Genomic DNA, 16,250 nt, shown 5'->3' with positions numbered 1-16,250 from the left:
TCACTCACCGGCCTTCTGCTTCAGGTTGGTGACCACCATGTCCGCAACGGTGGCCGCCGCGCCACACGGATCCTTCTTGCCGGTCTGCGAATCGCCGAGCGAGACTGATGCATCGACTGTTGTCTGATCGCTGACCCCAACGCTGACCTGGCAGAATGACTTCACGACTGATTCTTGCTTGAAGGTCGAGTGGGCTACGGCCGGAAACCCTCGCACAGGAGGCAGTTCTCGCCACAAAGTTGCCTGCGGTTTGCTATTCGCGTATACCGCGCTAAGTCCATCGGAAAGCTTTGTCGCGTACAAGACCGTTGCCAATGCCCCAGTCTCGTCGTTCGACCACTGGCACTCCGCACCGAGCGAGGGGTCATCTTTGTGCATCCCTTGCCGCGCACGCCCCAGGAGGCTCGCCACTTGGTCTGGCGTAAGCGCGCTATCGCACGGATGCGTCGACAACACCGATGCGGGCAATGGCCGTTCCACCTTCGGTGCACCTCCGTACGGCAATGTCTTCTCTGGCGCGGACGACTGCGCCGAGGAAGGGCCGGAACCAGCTGGCGGCGCAGGCGTCGAGCCTCCAGAACATCCTGCCGCGAACATGGCCACCGCCATGCCCGCAACCGATATCGAGAACCGCGCCTTCATCCGAGAAGCCCCTTACCCTGGTCGCTGTTGCCTGCGGTCTTCACATCCGCAGCTGCTTGGCTGTCCGATTCGCTGACAATGCCCAACGCTTTCTCAAGGCGGTCGACCAGCTCCGTCATGTACTGATACATCGCTTCCAGCGAATCCTTGCCGTTCGCGAAGGTCTTTACCGCTTGCTGGTTGAATCCTGTGCTGCCCGGGTCCGAAGCTGGCGGAGTAAGTCGCGTCAACACTTCCGCGTTCGGTATCATCCCCCGCGCATTGCGCTGGAGCCGCTTTGCCCGTTCGAGCAGCGACTGCGCCTCGTCGCGGCTCAGAGTGAACCCCGCCCCCGCCTTCGTGGCGGATGCCACGGCAGCAGCGTCCGACATCCCTTGGGCCACGTTCATCGCCGTCCCCACCACGGCGATCGGCAGCCCCGTCAGCCACCCTGTCGTTTCGATGTCCTGCCCTGGACCGCTCTCAACCATGCCCGCCCCTCCCCTGCACCGCACACTGCATCTCGACCAGGCAATCAGCCCCGAGACCCCTCCGGCTCTTACTGTAGCCAACCGCTCACAGCGGGGTGACCGAAACAGGCAAACTCACCCCACTGTGCATTGCGTCGAGCAGGGCCAACTTCCCCTTCGGGTCGGCACTGGCCGCACCCGCGCCACCTTGCCGACCTTCGCCTGGCCGAGGGTTATCGACACGTCGACCGTGTGGTTGTCGCTGACGCCAACACTTACCTGGCAGAAAGACTTGGGCCTTTCAGGACTGTAGGTCAAGTGAGCGACAGCAGGCAACGACCGCACCGGAGGAAGCGGTTGCCATGCCGCAGACTTCGGCTTTGTATTCTCATAGACCGCGCTCAGGCCATCAGAGGTCGTGCCGCCAGTACCGACTCCGGCAGTGGAGTCTCCACCTTCGGCGCGCCCGCGTACGGCATCATCTTTCCCGTAGCCGACAGCGAAGGGCTCGTCAGGCCAGCATCTTGGCTCGGCGTAGAGCCCCGCCACGAATGTGGTTGCAGCCGCGACGGCAGCAAGCTAACGACACACGCCCTCATCCCCCGGCGACTTCACGGTCTCCCAGCCACAACAGTAGTCAGTCGTGAGCCTGTGGGTGGCCGGTTCGGGAGCAAAAAGCGCCCCACCACCCGATCTGGGTAGTGGGGCGCTTTGGTGAGACCGCCGGGGAAGGTCAGCCCTTCAGCAGGGCTCGGGCCATGACGACCTTCTGGATTTGGTTCGTGCCTTCATAGATCTGCGTGATCTTCGCGTCGCGCATCATGCGTTCTACTGGGAAGTCCCGCGTGTAGCCTGCGCCGCCGAACAGCTGCACTGCGTCCGTGGTTACCGACATGGCTACGTCGGACGCGTAGGCCTTCGCGGCCGAGGCGGTGAAGCTGGCTCGCTTGTCGCCTCGTTCGGAGGCTGCCGCAGACGCGTACACCAGGTGGCGGGCGGCTTCGATTTTCGTTCCCATGTCGGCGAGCATGAACTGGATTCCCTGGAAATCCGCGATTGCTTTGCCGAACTGCTTGCGTTCCTTGACGTACGCGACGGCGGCGTCCAGAGCGCCTTGGGCGATTCCCAACGCTTGCGCGCCGATCGTCGGGCGGGTGTGGTCCAGGGTGCGCAGGGCGGTTTTCAGGCCGGTGCCCGGTTCGCCGATGATGCGGTCCGCGGGAATGGTGCAGTTTTCGAAGTAGATCTCGCGGGTCGGCGAGCCCTTGATGCCCAGTTTCTTTTCCTTCGGGCCCACCGAGAAGCCCGGGTCGTCCTTGTGCACGACGAAAGCCGAAATGCCGTTGGCTTTCTTTTCCGCGTTCGGGTCGGTTACGGCCATGACCGTGTACCACGACGATTCGCCTGCGTTGGTGATCCAGCACTTGGTTCCGTTGAGGACCCAGTGGTCACCGTCGAGGCGGGCGCGGGTGCGCATGGACGCGGTGTCCGAACCGGCCTCTCGTTCGGACAGTGCGTACGACGCCGAGGCTTCGCCCGCGGCGATCGACGGCAGGACCAGTTTCTTCAGGTCCTCCGAACCGGACAGGATGATCGGCTGCGTGCCCAGTTTGTTGACCGCCGGGATGAGGGATGCGGACGCGTCGACGCGCGCGACCTCCTCGATCACGATGCACGCGCCGATCGCGTCGGCGCCCTGGCCGTCGTACTCCTCGCCGATGTGGACGGCGTTGAAGCCTGCCTTGACGAGCGCTTGGTTGGCTTCGACCGGGTAGCGCTCCTGCTCGTCGACCTCCGCCGCGTAGGGCGCGATCTCCTTTTCGGCTAGAGCCCGGACCGCGGCGCGCAGTTCCTCGTGCTCTTCGGCCAGCTGATACAGGCCCTCGGCCACCTTCAGTCACCTCTTCTGCAGCGAAACGGGAGAAAGTCCCCCGATGTTAGCCCGCGTTCACTCCGAACGCGGCGGCTCGCTGCTTGTGTCCTCGGCCTCACCGTTCGTATGGTCAAGTGATGGCTGCCACTGCGTCGACCCCGCCGCCCGGATTGCCCGCTTCTCTTGACTACCCCGAAGTGCCGATCGGTTCGGTGCTCGCCGGAGCCGCGACGCGGTACGGCGACCGGGTCGCGTTCGCCATGGGCGACGACCAGCTCACGTTCACGCAGACCTGGCAGGCCGCTTGCCGCTTCGCCCATGCGCTGCTGGCGCGGGGCATCGGCCGGGGCGACGTGGTCGCGGTGCATCTGCCGAACTGTCTCGCGTATCCGATCGCCTATCACGGCATCCTGCTCGCGGGCGCGACGTTCAGTCCGACGAATCCGCTGCTTCCGCCGGACGACCTCGCCTTCCAGCTCACTGACTGCGGGGCGGCCGCAGTGGTGACCTTCGGGCCGGTCGCGGGAACGCTCGCCGCGGTGGCCGACCGGATTCCGGCGCGGCTGACCATCGTCGTTTCGCCTGCCGGCGAGCTTGGCGAGGGAAGCGTCGAGTTCCGCGAGTTCTTCGCCGGCCAGCCCGCGACCAGGCCCGACGTGTCGATCGACGTGGACCGCGACCTTGCTCATCTCGCCTACACGGGCGGCACGACCGGGCGGTCCAAGGGCGTCGAACTCACGCATCGCAACGTCGTCACCAACACCCTGCAGCACACCTGCTGGTCGACCGGGTCGGTGCCGGCGCTCGACGCGAACGGCGACGTGACGATCGACCAGATCGGCAGCCCGGACGAATGGCCGACCCGGCTCGGCACCGGCATCTCGATCAACCTGACGCCGTGGTTCCACGCGATGGGCGTGATCGCCGGCCTGAACGGTCCGTTGCTGGGCGGCGGAACGATCGTGCTGCACTCCCGGTTCGATCCGGCGGCGTACGTCGCGGACGCGGAACGGCTGCAGGTCACGACCATCGGCGGCGCGCCCGCGCTGTTCGCGGCGTTGCTGGCGACGCCCGCGTTCCATACCGCCGACCTAGCGTCGGTGCGCAACATCGGCTCCGGCGCCGCGCCGATGAGTCACGAGATGATCCGCGCGCTGCACGAGCGGTTCCCCGGCGTCGTGATCACCGAGGGATACGGGCTCACCGAGGTGACGATGGGCGCGGTGATCTCGCCGACGCACCGGTCCGGCGTGCGCAAGGTCGGCTCGGTCGGCAGGCCGATCTTCGACACCGAGGTCAAGCTCGTCGCGGACGGCAGCGAGGAGCCGTTGCCGCCCGGGCAGGAGGGCGAGGTGTGCTTGCGCGGGCCGCAGGTGATGCGCGGGTACCGGAACCGTCCGGAGGAGACCGCCGCCGCGCTGGTCGGCGGATGGCTGCACACCGGCGACATCGGCGTTCTCGACGAGGACGGCTATCTGTCCATTGTGGACCGAAAGAAGGACATGCTGCTGTACAAGGGATACAACGTCTTCCCGCGCGAACTCGAGGAGCTGCTGAGCGCGTCGCCGGGCGTGCTGTCCGCGGCGGTGGTCGGACGGCCGAGTCCCGAGGTCGGCGAGCTGCCGGTGGCGTTCGTGGTGCGGAAGCCGGACTCCTCAGTGGACGCCGAGCAGCTGATGGCGGCGGTGAACGAGAAGGTGCTGCCGTACAAACGCCTGCGGGAACTGCATTTCGTCGCGGAGATCCCAGTGTCGGCGGCGGGCAAGGTGCTCAAGCGCGAACTGCGGAAGCAACTGCCCGACCCGGCGTGAGCCGGCGGTGTGCGCGGATGCCGGTTCCGGAACCGGCATCCGCGCGCCCGGCCTACTTGCCCGCTTTTTCGCGGAGCTTGGCGTCCTTCTCCAAGACGAGCTGCTCCAGGTCCTCCTGGAACTGCGTCAGTTTCGCCTGCAGCTGCAGGTCGGCGGCGGCGAGGATGCGGACCGCGAGCAGACCGGCGTTGCGCGCCCCGCCGACCGACACGGTCGCGACCGGGATGCCGGCGGGCATCTGCACGATCGACAGCAGCGAGTCCATGCCGTCCAGGTACTTCAGCGGAACCGGCACGCCGATCACCGGCAGCACCGTCGCCGACGCGACCATGCCCGGCAGGTGCGCGGCACCGCCCGCGCCCGCGATGATCGTGCGGATCCCCCGGTCGGCCGCGGACTTCGCGTAGTCCAGCATCCGCTGCGGGGTGCGGTGCGCCGAGTAGACGCCGACCTCGTACTCGACGCCGAACTCGTCCAGCGCTTGACCCGCGGCCTCCATCACCGGCCAGTCGGAATCGCTGCCCATGATCACGCCCACCTGCGGCGCCATTGTGTTCCCCTTCAGTGGATCTCGTAGCCGTCGAGCCAGACGGCGTGGGACAGCCAGTGCGCGGACAGCAGCGCGCGGTTGCGCAGGTCCTCCATGCGGTCGCCGATGAAGTTGACGTGCCCGAGCTTGCGGCCGGGCCGGTCCTGCTTGCCGTAGAGGTGGATCTTCACCTCGGGGAACCGCGCGAACAGGTGGTGCACGCGCTCGTCCGGGCTCATCTGCGGCGAGACGTCCGCGCCGAGCACGTTCGCCATCACGCACGCCGGCGCGATCAGGTCGGTGCGGCCGAGCGGGTAGTCCAGAACGCCGCGCAGGTGCTGCTCGAACTGCGACGTGCGCGAACCGTCCATGGTCCAGTGGCCGGAGTTGTGCGGGCGCATCGCCAGTTCGTTGACCAGCAGGCCGTTCTCGGTCTCGAACAGCTCGACCGCGAGCAGGCCGGTGACGTCGAGCGTCGACGCGATGCGCAGGGCCAGCTCCTGCGCCTCGTGCACGCGCGACTCCGGCAGCTCCGGCGCCGGGGCGAGGACCTCGGTGTTGATGCCGTTCGACTGCACGGTCTCGACGACCGGGTACGCCGCGCCCTGTCCGAACGGGGAGCGCGCGACCAGCGCGGACAGCTCGCGCTTCATCGCGACCTTCTCCTCGACCAGCAGCTCGGTGCCTGCTTCGAGGAGTTCGGGAACGGTCTCGCGGGCCTGCTGTGCGGTGTCGAGCATCCAGACACCCCGGCCGTCGTACCCGCCGCGCGACGCCTTCAGCACCACCGGCCAGCCGTGCTCGCCGCCGAACGCCACCACGTCGTCCACAGTGGACACTTCGGCGAAGGCGGGGCCGGGCACGCCGAGACCGGCCATCATCTCGCGCATCACGAGCTTGTTCTGCGCGAACCCGAGCGCGGTGGGCGCGGGCCGGACGACGAAGCCCTCGGTGGCGAGGGTGAGCAGATGCTCGCCGGGCACGTGCTCGTGGTCGAAGGTGACGACGTCGACCTGACGGGCGAAGTCGATCAGCGCGTCGAGGTCGGTGTGGTGGCCGATGACGACGTCGCTCGCCACGAGGGCCGCCGCGTCGCCCTCGTCGGCCGCCAGCACCTTCAGCGACTGGCCGAGGGAAATCGCCGCCTGCTGCGTCATGCGGGCGAGCTGCCCGCCGCCCACCATGCCGACGATGGGAAGACCGGTTCGTTTGTCCATAGCGCCGCCCAGGTTACTGGGCGAGAACTGGCGGACCACCGGCGACCTGCGGCGAAGGCGGCCGGTGGGCCAGGTCGCGGGCGGGCTGGGCGGCGAGAGCCGGTCGAGACGGAGCGCACGCCCAGGACACCGGCCAGCCGACGCTCGAGTGGGCCGCGTTTCCACCGGAGCCGGTCGGCAGAAGCGCGGTGAAGCTGGCCGGTTGACCTGGCACGAGTCCAGAGCGGCTGGCTCAGCCGGACGGGACAGCTGAAAGCGCACCGCAGACTGGATCGCAAGTCCCCGGGCGGAGACGTCGCGAGGTCAGCCGGTGGGCATGGCACCGGCAGGTCAGGCGAGGCGATTGACCCCAGCTGCGCTTGCCCGACGGGAGCGGCGACCCCGAGCACGGCAGCACCGAGGCCCGGTGCGGCCACCAGCCACACACCCCGGCACCGTGCGACCTCCAGCCACGCAGCCCGGCGCGGTGCGGCGACCAGCCACGCAGCCCGGCGCGGTGCGGCGACCAGCCACCCAGCCCAGCACCGCGCGGCCACCAGCCACCCAGCCCAGCACCGTGCGACCTCCAGTCACACGGCCTTGCTCAGTACGACCTTCAGCCACAACTGCCCCTGCTGAACCCACCTGCCGAAACGCACCTCAGCAGCACCCACGCGACCTCAAGCAAGCAACACCCGCGCACCAAACCCCACCCCAGACCGTCCCGCTGCAGCAGGATGGCCGGATGGACTCTGTCACGCTCCCGCGGCCCGTTCTCCACGCTCTCCGCCAAGCGAGCCTCCCCGGAGTGGCCACCGGGATGCTCACCGGCGCACCCCGGCCGCTGGCCTTTCCGGCGGGTTTCGGCGACGTGCTCGCCTGGCTCTGGACCACCGACTCCAACGCGGCCGTGCTCTACCTCGCCGAACTGATGAAGCAGCTCCGCGAACGACACCCGCTCGCCAAGACCGTCACGCCGCCGTACCGGTTCGACGAGTTGCTCGCTGCCGCCCGCGCATGTCTTCCGGACGACTTCGCGCACGCCGAGCTGCTGATCCAGTACACCCGCACCGCGCTGGGCGATTTCTACGGCGGTTCGGCGGACTGACAAAGCTCACTATTCGGTTGATCTGCCCGCACCAGCTCCGGATCAGAACGAGGGCCGTGCCCGCCCGCGAGCCAAGGCTCCGGACGGCCGCGTAACCACCGCGCTCCAGACAGTAACCACCACCACCGACAAAAACCGTCGGCAAGCCCCTGACCAGCGCAAAGAAGCTAGGAAGACTCGACCGACTCCGCCCGGTGGCGAGCCCGCCGCTGCAGGCCCCACCGCGCCGCCAGCGCGACGGCCAGCACCACCGGCGTCAGGATGTACGCGTCGCCGAGAATGTTCTGCCACACCTTCCAATGCAGTTCGACATTCCGGCCGTTCGGCAAGATCAGCAGCACGCAGCTGACGAACACGAACGCGACCAGGAACGTCCCGACCCACCGTTTCCACGCCGTCGCCGGGGTGGTTTTCGGCAACCGGGAAACCAGGAGCACGACCAGCGGCGCGACCCAAACCCAGTGGTGCGACCAGGAAATCGGCGAGATCAGCAGGATCCAGAACGCGGTGACGAGCAGCGCGGCCAGCGCCTGTCCGCGCCGGTGGAAGCGGAACATCAGCCACAGCGCCGGAATGGCGAGCACCAGGCCGATCGCGGTCGCCGCGGTGGAGGACCACGGGGCCAGGTCCGTCGCGCGGTTCATCAGCGCGTTCAGCGACTGGTTGCCCGCCCAGTGCACCGGGCCGATCCGGCCGGTGTCGGGGAGCGTTTTGGTCCAGTATTTCCACGCGTCGTGCGGGTTGATCAGGAACAACAGCGCCTGCATGCCGACGAAGGTCGCCAAGCCGCGCAGGGCGTCTTTCCAGCGGCCGGTGACCAGCAGATGGCCGAGGAACACGATGGGGGTCAGCTTGATCGCCGCGGCGAGGCCCACCAGCACGCCGCCCCAGCGGCTGCCGCGCGCGCCGATGACCAGCATGTCCAGCAGGACCATCGCCATCAGGATCAGGTTGATCTGGCCGAGGAAGATCGTCCGCCACACCGGTTCGAAACCGAGGAACACCAGGAAGAACACGATGGTCGACCGGGCGGGCGAGGCCCACCAGCGGGGACCGTCGGCGGCCGGGCGGGGCAGCGCGCCGATCGCGATCCGGATCGACAGGGCGAGCGCGGCCAGCGAGACCACGGTCAGGAAACCCCAGGCCACCTGCACCGGAACGAGGGCGAGCGGGGCGAACAGGAGCGCCGCGGTCGGCGGGTAGGTGAACGGGAGCAGCGCCCAGCCCGGTTCGGTGGGCAGCGTGTTCGCGTCGTAGAGATTGTCCCCGCGCAGCAATTGCAGCGCGCCCGCCCGGTAGACCGCGCTGTCCACGCCGAGGTTCCAGTCGTGTGCCCAGCCCCAGAACCCGATCGCGATCGCCAGCAGCGGAAACACGGCGAAAATGAGCATCGACCGGGGGCGCACGGACAGCCGTGCCAGAGATCGGCGCAAAGCCAGCCGGGGCTGCCCGGATCGATTCACCGGAGCTTCGCCGTCGGCAGCGGAGGGTACGGTCCTGGTCACCACACCAGGAAAGCACAGTGCGGGAATGCTGGTCAGGAAGGGTGACCGGGGCTCAGCTGTGCGCCAATTCCGTCAGCAGCTCGCACGCCCGGTCGTGGGTCCCCGGCAGTCGGACGGCCGACACGAGCGGACGGGCGACGTCGCGCAGCTGCGGATCCACGGAAAGACGTTCGTTGAGCGCCCTGCGCAGCGCGACCCCGCGCGTGGCCAGGCGTTCGTTGCGTTCGGCCAGCACCGCGACCGCGGACGGGCCGATCGTCGCGTAGCACTCGCCGGTGTCGAAGACAGCTCGGACGGCGTCCGCGGCGAGGATCATCGCGGTCAGCCGAGGCCAGCCGGACACCGATGTCAGGTCCAGCGACACGGTGAGCAGCACGTTCGCTTCGCTGGCGCCGCCGCGGTAGATCTCGCCGAGCCGGGTCCGCAGGTACGCCGCGGACGGCAGGCCGGTGAGCGGGTCGGTGACCTCGGTGTGCACGAGCTGGTCGGTGGCGACGTCCGCCCAGGCCAGAGCGGTCACGCGGAGCAAGCGGGCCGGAGTGGCGTCGACATCTGGCGCGACGAATCCGTCGACCGCGTCCGGGTCGGCGAGCACCGCGTGCAAAGCGGCCAGGTCGGACAGCGTTTCCGAAAGCCCCGCGCCCGCCGCGGCCCGCGCCCTGCCCAGTCCGGCCAGCGCGTTTTCCGCGCCCGTCGAACCGTGCCGGACCACTGCCGCGCACACCGCGTCGACTTCGGGCAGTGCCCAATCGCTCGGGAAACGCCAGCCGGCCGCGAGACTGGCTGTTCGCCAGCGAGCTCGCAATGCCCGCAAATGGCGGTCCCGCTCGAACCGCGCACGCGTCTCGTCCCCCGACGAGTCGCCTGCGGAGCCGAACCGCGCCCCGGTCGCCGGTACGTCCACCGAACCCCCAGCTCCTTCCGGTTCCTGTCGATCTTGTCCCCAATCACGGAGGGGACGCCGCGGGACTCCCCTCGTGACGCGTTTTCCCCGATCTTTTTCGCGTAATCACCAGACGAGGAGGTGAACTTGCTGCGCCTACTGAGGCATCTGGCGGACCACGGCGTGACGAGTGTCGCCGCATCCGTCACACTTGGTGTGCGTTGTAGGGAGTAAAGCGCGTGGAGTCCGCCGCGCGCGCAGCAGTAAAAAGGAGCCCCGTGTCCACCGTTCCCGCCGATCTCTCCGGTAAGAGCGACGCCGAGCTGATCGCAGAGGTGCGCGCGGGAAAGATCGCGTCCTACGGTCCGCTTTACGAGCGGCACAGCGGTGCCGCGCACAACCTCGCCCGCCAGCTCGCGCGGTCCAGCTCCGAGGCCGACGACCTCGTGTCGGAGGCTTTCTCGAAGGTTCTGGACACGCTGCGTGGCGGGAAGGGACCGGACACCGCCTTTCGGGCGTACCTGCTTACCGCGCTTCGTCACACCGCGTATGACAAGACGCGCCGCGACCGCCGGATCGACCTCAACGAGGACATGAGCGACGTCGGCGGGGCCGCTGGCGAAGCACTCACCGTGCCGTTCTCCGACACCGCCGTCGCGGGACTCGAGCGCACGATGGCCGCGAAAGCGTTCGCGCGACTCCCGGAACGCTGGCAGGCAGTGCTGTGGCACACCGAAATCGAGCAGCAGAGCCCGGCTGAAGTCGCGCCGCTGCTCGGGTTGACCGCGAACGGCGTGTCCGCGCTCGCGTACCGCGCCCGGGAGGGGCTCCGGCAGGCGTATCTGCAGGTCCACCTGCAGGAAACCGGTGCGGACCGCTGCCGGGCGACGGCCGATCGGCTCGGGGCCTGGACGCGCGACGGGCTGTCCAAGCGCGAGCGTTCGCAAGTGGAGAACCACCTCGACGAATGCGAGAAGTGCCGGGTGCTGGCGGCCGAACTGGCCGACGTCAACGGCAGCCTGCGCGCGATCATCGCCCCGATCGTCCTGGGCGGCGCGGCTCTCGGTTACCTGGCCACGATCGGCGCGGCCAAGGCGAGCGCGGCGACCGCCGGGGCCGCTGTCGGCGCTGGCGCCGCCGCGGCAGGCGGGGCCAAGGCGGGTGCGGCGGCAGCTGCGTCCGCACCGCGGCAGTTCGCCGGGGTCGCCATGTCGGGGGCCGCGATGGTGGCCGCCGTGGCGGTCGCGCTGGCCGCCGGCGGTGGGACTCAGACCATTCCGGCTGCTCAGCAGGCCCCCGCACCTCCGCCGGCCGCCGCACCGGCACCCGCGCCGAAGCCTGCGCCTCCGGCTCCTCCGGCCGCGCCTCCCGCTCCCCCGGCGCCGCCGCCCGCGCAGCCCGCGCCTCCGGCTGCCCCGCCGCCCGCGGCTCCTCCGGCTGCTCCCCCGGCTGCTCCGCCGGCACAGCCGCCCGCCCAGAACCCACCTGTCAACGCGCCGCAGTTGTCCGCGTCTCTGCCCCCGAACGGGGTCGAACTCCAGCCGGGCGGCGGACCGGTCGCGCTGCCGATCACCGTGCGCAACAACGGCAACTCGGTGTCCGACCCGGTCCAGGCGACGCTGAACCTGCCGCCGGGAGTGCGAGCCGTGCAGGCGAACGGTGGTGGCGCGGTCGGCGCGTACTCCAGTGAAGCCGCTGCGCAGTCCGGTCCGACGCAGGTCGCGTGCCCGGGCGGCACGGGCACGGTCACGTGCAAGACCGGCAGCGGGTTGCAGCCTGGCCAGTCGGCGGTGCTGATGTTCCGCTTGCAGGCGGACGCGGACGCGAAGGGCGGCGAGGTCAAGGGTTCGGTTACTGCGGGTACTTCGTTGAAGGTCGACGTCGTTGTCCGGGTGAAGGTCAATCCTCCGAAGGATGCCCTGACGCTGGCTGCGAAAGCACACGGAGCGATGTGGAAATTGCAGCCGCTCGTCGAGGCTGACGTGCAGAACACCGGGCAGACCACGAAACCTGTCACGATCACCTTCGATCACCGGGCGACCGGACAGGTCAGCTTCAAGCAGTTCAAGTGCACGTCGACCGATTCGAGCATGAGCTGCACCAGCGCCAAACCGCTGGCACCCGGCGAATTGGCGTCGCTGTGGGTGCTGGTGGACCGCAAGCCGTTCGACGGCCCACTCACTGTCACCGTCAACGCGTCGCTCGGCGCTGCCTCGGCGCAGCCGGTCGCGGTCCCGCTCGGCTGCTGGTGGAACATGTGCCACGACCCGACGATCGGCCCGCTCTCCACCACGTCCGTGCCGCTGCCGACCACGACGTCAACCTCGAAGAGCCACACTCCGAGTTCGACGAAGCACCCGAAGCCGAGCGTCACCCTGCCGACCTCGACGTCGCCGGACGACGACACTCCGGACCCGACGTCGAGCAGCCCGGCCGCCACCACGAGCGCGCCGCCGGACCCCGGTTCGGACGGCAAGCCCGGCAAACCCGATAACCACGGCAAACGTCCGCCGGCGGTGGAACCCCGCGGGTTCTTCGGCTGGTTCACGGAGTAGCGTCCGCGAGGTGCGCGAACTCCTGGCGAAGCACCGCGAGCTGGTCCGTTTCGCCCTGGTCGGCGGCACGAGCTTCGTCATCACGCTGACGATCACCTACGTCCTCAAGTTCACCGTGCTGCGGACGCATCCGGTCACGGCGCTGATCGTCGGCGTGCTGATCGCCACGATCTTCTCCTACGTCGCGAACCGCGAATGGGCGTTCCGCACTCGCGGCGGCCGGGAGCGTGCGCACGAGGCCGCGCTGTTCTTCCTGATCAGCGGGGTCGCGCTGGGGCTGAACGCGTTGCCGCAGTGGGTTTCGCGGTACGTGCTGCAGCTGCAGGTGCCGCACGTGAGCCTGGTCGGCCAGGAAGTCGCGGATTTCGTCAGCGGAATGGTCATCGGCACTCTGCTCGGGACGCTGTTCCGCTGGTGGGCGTTCAAAAAGTGGGTGTTCCCCACGGAGGGCGCCCGGCCGGAATCAGCCCGGTATGACAATCCGGATATTCCGGACCGTAAGGCCGCCTGAGACCGGCCGTGACCTCGGATTCTCTAGACTGCGATACGTGACCGTCGTCGAAACCGTGCTCGCCCGGACGCCCGAGCCGTTGCGCTCCGTGCTCGTGAAGCACCGGGAGCTGCTGAAGTTCGCGATCGTGGGCGGCACGACCTTCCTGGTCGACAACGGCGTCTGGTACCTGCTGAAGCTCAGCGTGCTGGAGTCGAAACCGACCACGGCGAAGGCGATCGCGATCATCGTCGCGACGATCGTGTCGTACGTGCTCAACCGCGAATGGTCGTTCCGCACCCGGGGCGGCCGCGAACGCGCCCACGAGGCGACGCTGTTCTTCCTGATCAGCGGGGTCGCGGTGGTGGTGAACCTGATTCCGCTGCTGATCTCGCGCTATGGGCTGCACCTGGAAGTGCCGCACGTGTCGCGGCTGGTGCAGGAAATCGCGGACTTCGCGAGCGGGTCGATCATCGGCATGCTGCTGGCGATGGTGTTCCGGTTCTGGGGATTCAAGAAGTGGGTGTTCCCGGACGAACTGGGGGAACGGCGGAAGGACGGGGTCACCCGGCTTCCCCGGTGACCCGGCTGGCGCTGTTCGACCTCGACGACACGCTGACCGACCTCAGCGGCGCGTTTTCCCGCTGGGCGGCGGAATTCGCCGTACGGTACCGGCTTCCTGACGACGCGGCCGCCTGGCTGATCGCGGCGCGGCGCGGCGGTCCGATGGCCGGATTCTTCGCCAAAGTCCGGCAGAAGTTCGACCTGGCTGAGCCAGCTGAACAGTTGTGGGCGAGTTACCGCGCGAGAATTCCGCAACTGGTTCGGCTCTATCCGAACGCACTCGAAGATCTCGGCATCTTGCGGACCACCGGATGGCGAATCGGCATTGTCACCAATGGAATGCAGGACAATCAGCTGGCAAAGCTCCGTCGCACGGGTCTCGACAAAGCAGTCGACGGTTACTGCATTTCCGCCGCGGTCGGCCTTCGCAAACCCGATCCGCGCATCTTTCGTCTCGCCGCGCAGAACTGCGGGACCACACTGAGCCCCGACGATTGGGTCATCGGCGACAGCCCTGATCTCGACATCGCGGGCGGGCACAACGCCGGGCTGCGCACGCTTTGGATCAGCCACCACCGTGCGTGGCCACAAGGTCAGCCACCACACCGCGTCGCAACGGACCTGCGGGAAGCAGTCCAGATCCTCAGCGAGGAACCGGCTCCGCGGGCCACCGCAATTCGCCCACCTCGTCCGGTCTCGGAACCTTCAAGAACAGACTGAAAATCGCCGGACGCTTATTCGACAGTTCCAGCCGTCCGCCGTCCGCCTCGACGAGAGCACGCGCCAGAGCCAACCCCACACCCGTCGATCCCCCGCCGGAAAAACCGCGTTCGAAAATGTGCGGCGCGATTTCATCCGGCACCCCGGACCCGGTGTCCGCGACCTCGATCACCACTGTCCCCTCCGCATCGCCGCGGCGGGCGGACAGCGTGACCGTTCCCGCGCCATGACGGAGGGCGTTGTCCAGCAGCACTCCGATCACCTCGCGCAAACGCGCCGGAGTCACGCGCACCATCAAGCCGTCCGCGACCTTCAGGCGCAGGTTCCGGCCTTCGACCCGCAGCAGCTGACGCCATTCCTCCGCGACCGCGGGCAGCGCCACCGGCAGATCGACCGGCTCCGCGTCTACCTCGCGCGCGGCTCGGGCGGCGGCCAGCAGTTCGTCCAGGGCTTGGGCCAGGCGGTCCGCTTGCTCCTGCGCGGCCCGGGATTCCTCGACGACATCCGGATCCTCGTGTCCGGTCAGCGGTTCCAACCGGAGCTGCAGCGCGGTCAACCGGCTGCGCAGCTGGTGCGAGACGTCGCCGACCAGCTGCCGTTCCCGCTGCACGAGCTGCGCCAGGGCTGACCCCGACGTGTCCAGGGCCTCCGCGACCATGTCCAGCTCGGCCACGCGGTAGCGGCTCGGGTCGGGGCGGAAATCGCCGCCGCCCAGGCGGGAGGCGCGGTCGGCGACGTGCCGGAGGGGTTTGGCCAGGCGGCGCGCGGTCACCGTCGCCACCACCGTGCCGGTGCCGACCGACAGGACCACCAGCAGCACGACCAGCAGCGTCACCTGCGTCTGCTTCGTGCGCACCGGACCGCTCGGGATCGCCAGCAGGACCGTGCCGCTGCGCGCGGTCGGGACCGATTCGACCACCGGATCGGGGCCGGGGTTCGCGCCGAGATGTTTTTCGCTGAAGCCCTCCGCGCGCACGATCAGCATGCCGCCCTCGGGAACACCGACCCGGAATTGCTCCAGGTCGATTTCCTGGCCGTTCGCGACCTGCGTGTCCACCGTCGCGGCGATGTTGCGCGCGCGTTCGGCCAGGCTTTCCCGGTTGAGGTTCTCCACCAGCCGCCACGCGGTGACGCCGAGCGGGATGCCCAGCACGGCCGCGGTGACCAGCACGGCGAGGAGGATCGCCAGCAGGATCCGGCGGCGCATGCTCATCGGCGGCTACTCGACATTGAACCGGAACCCGACGCCGCGCACGGTCGCGATGCGCCGTTCGGCGTCGGAGTGCGCCGGTTTCGCCTGCCTGCCCGCTGCCTCGTCGGCGGCGACCGCGAGTTTGCGGCGCAGCCAGGACATGTGCATGTCGAGCGTTTTCGACGTCTTGGACTCGAGGTCGTTCCACACCTCGGCGAGGATCTCGTCGCGGCTGACGACCTGGCCGGCGCGGCTCATCAGCACGCGCAGCAGCTCGAACTCCTTGTTCGCCAGCTGCACCTCGTGCGAGTCCACTGTGACCAGTCGCGCGCCGAGGTCCATCCGCACGCCGCCGGCTTCCAGCACCTCCGGCACCCGGCGGCGCAGCAGCGCGCGGATCCGCGCGAGCAGTTCGGCGAGCCGGAACGGCTTGGCCACGTAATCGTCCGCGCCCGCGTCGAGGCCGACGACGAAGTCCACCTCGTCGGTGCGCGCGGTGAGCATCAGCACCGGCAGTTCGGTGCCGCTCGCGCGGAGTCTGCGGCACACCTCCAGCCCGTCCATCCCGGGCAGCCCGAGGTCGAGCACGAGCAGGTCGACCCGGTGCGCGGCGGTCGCGGCCAGCACCGCCGGGCCGTCGGTGACGACCTCGATCTCGTACCCCTCCCGGTGCAGCGCGCGGGACAGCGGCTCGGCGATGGCCGGATCGTCTTCGGCAAGTAGGACCATGCTC

At 68.7% G+C, this 16,250-nt stretch carries 15 protein-coding genes; 6 read left to right on the top strand and 9 right to left on the bottom strand.

The window, feature by feature from the left end:
• The 3 genes from CU254_RS03440 to CU254_RS03430 form a co-directional block, all read right to left on the bottom strand.
• Complete coding sequence (locus CU254_RS03440; protein WP_078561057.1) at positions 1-597, bottom strand: DUF3558 domain-containing protein; 597 nt, start codon at positions 595-597, stop codon at positions 1-3.
• Positions 598-638: 41 nt separating this feature from the next.
• Positions 639-1,112 carry a hypothetical protein gene (locus CU254_RS03435; protein WP_009072788.1) on the bottom strand — a complete coding sequence of 158 codons (474 nt, stop codon included), beginning with the start codon at positions 1,110-1,112 and terminating at the stop codon, positions 639-641.
• Between the two features lie 712 nt (positions 1,113-1,824).
• A complete protein-coding gene (locus tag CU254_RS03430) occupies positions 1,825-2,982 on the bottom strand; it encodes an acyl-CoA dehydrogenase family protein (RefSeq protein WP_086024864.1) in 1,158 nt (385 codons plus the stop codon).
• 119 nt (positions 2,983-3,101) lie between these two features.
• On the opposite strand from CU254_RS03430, the gene CU254_RS03425 reads away from it, so the two are divergent.
• The gene (locus CU254_RS03425) at positions 3,102-4,775 is read left to right on the top strand and encodes a class I adenylate-forming enzyme family protein (protein WP_199785782.1); all 1,674 of its coding nucleotides are present in this window, start codon (positions 3,102-3,104) and stop codon (positions 4,773-4,775) included.
• Between the two features lie 52 nt (positions 4,776-4,827).
• On the opposite strand, the gene purE is transcribed toward CU254_RS03425, so the two are convergent.
• Together purE and CU254_RS03415 are read right to left on the bottom strand one after the other, a co-directional pair.
• Positions 4,828-5,325 (bottom strand): 5-(carboxyamino)imidazole ribonucleotide mutase, encoded by a 498-nt coding sequence (purE, locus tag CU254_RS03420; protein WP_009072783.1) that lies wholly within the window; start codon positions 5,323-5,325, stop codon positions 4,828-4,830.
• A gap of 11 nt (positions 5,326-5,336) precedes the next feature.
• Complete coding sequence (locus tag CU254_RS03415; RefSeq protein WP_009072779.1) at positions 5,337-6,521, bottom strand: 5-(carboxyamino)imidazole ribonucleotide synthase; 1,185 nt, start codon at positions 6,519-6,521, stop codon at positions 5,337-5,339.
• A gap of 724 nt (positions 6,522-7,245) precedes the next feature.
• Here CU254_RS03415 and CU254_RS03410 point away from each other — a divergent pair.
• Complete coding sequence (locus CU254_RS03410; RefSeq protein WP_009072777.1) at positions 7,246-7,608, top strand: hypothetical protein; 363 nt, start codon at positions 7,246-7,248, stop codon at positions 7,606-7,608.
• 167 nt (positions 7,609-7,775) lie between these two features.
• Here CU254_RS03410 and CU254_RS03405 read toward each other — a convergent pair whose 3' ends face one another.
• Together CU254_RS03405 and CU254_RS03400 are read right to left on the bottom strand one after the other, a co-directional pair.
• Positions 7,776-9,113 (bottom strand): glycosyltransferase 87 family protein, encoded by a 1,338-nt coding sequence (locus CU254_RS03405; protein ID WP_037716525.1) that lies wholly within the window; start codon positions 9,111-9,113, stop codon positions 7,776-7,778.
• A 52-nt stretch (positions 9,114-9,165) separates the two neighbouring features.
• Entirely contained in the window at positions 9,166-10,017 is an 852-nt protein-coding gene (locus CU254_RS03400) for a hypothetical protein (RefSeq protein ID WP_037712403.1), read from the bottom strand.
• A gap of 257 nt (positions 10,018-10,274) precedes the next feature.
• On the opposite strand from CU254_RS03400, the gene CU254_RS03395 reads away from it, so the two are divergent.
• From CU254_RS03395 to CU254_RS03380, 4 genes are read left to right on the top strand one after another with little or no spacing between them, the layout of a single operon-like run.
• Positions 10,275-12,551: a sigma-70 family RNA polymerase sigma factor gene (locus CU254_RS03395; RefSeq protein WP_037712400.1), complete on the top strand. Its 2,277-nt coding sequence runs from the start codon at positions 10,275-10,277 to the stop codon at positions 12,549-12,551.
• A 10-nt stretch (positions 12,552-12,561) separates the two neighbouring features.
• A complete protein-coding gene (locus CU254_RS03390) occupies positions 12,562-13,062 on the top strand; it encodes a GtrA family protein (protein ID WP_009072770.1) in 501 nt (166 codons plus the stop codon).
• 37 nt (positions 13,063-13,099) lie between these two features.
• The gene (locus CU254_RS03385) at positions 13,100-13,624 is read left to right on the top strand and encodes a GtrA family protein (protein ID WP_037712398.1); all 525 of its coding nucleotides are present in this window, start codon (positions 13,100-13,102) and stop codon (positions 13,622-13,624) included.
• On the top strand, positions 13,621-14,325 hold the full coding sequence (locus CU254_RS03380) for an HAD family hydrolase (RefSeq protein ID WP_009072767.1): 705 nt from the start codon (positions 13,621-13,623) through the stop codon (positions 14,323-14,325). Before CU254_RS03385 ends, CU254_RS03380 begins: the two co-directional genes overlap by 4 nt.
• Here the strand turns inward: CU254_RS03380 and CU254_RS03375 are convergent.
• A complete protein-coding gene (locus CU254_RS03375) occupies positions 14,249-15,532 on the bottom strand; it encodes an ATP-binding protein (protein WP_037716522.1) in 1,284 nt (427 codons plus the stop codon). The genes CU254_RS03380 and CU254_RS03375 overlap by 77 nt on opposite strands.
• 12 nt (positions 15,533-15,544) lie before the next feature.
• Entirely contained in the window at positions 15,545-16,246 is a 702-nt protein-coding gene (locus CU254_RS03370; RefSeq protein ID WP_009072764.1) for a response regulator transcription factor, read from the bottom strand.
• Positions 16,247-16,250: the final 4 nt, after the last annotated feature.

This window comes from Amycolatopsis sp. AA4, assembly GCF_002796545.1.
GTDB lineage: Bacteria > Actinomycetota > Actinomycetes > Mycobacteriales > Pseudonocardiaceae > Amycolatopsis.
This window is presented reverse-complemented; position numbering and strand designations above follow the sequence as displayed.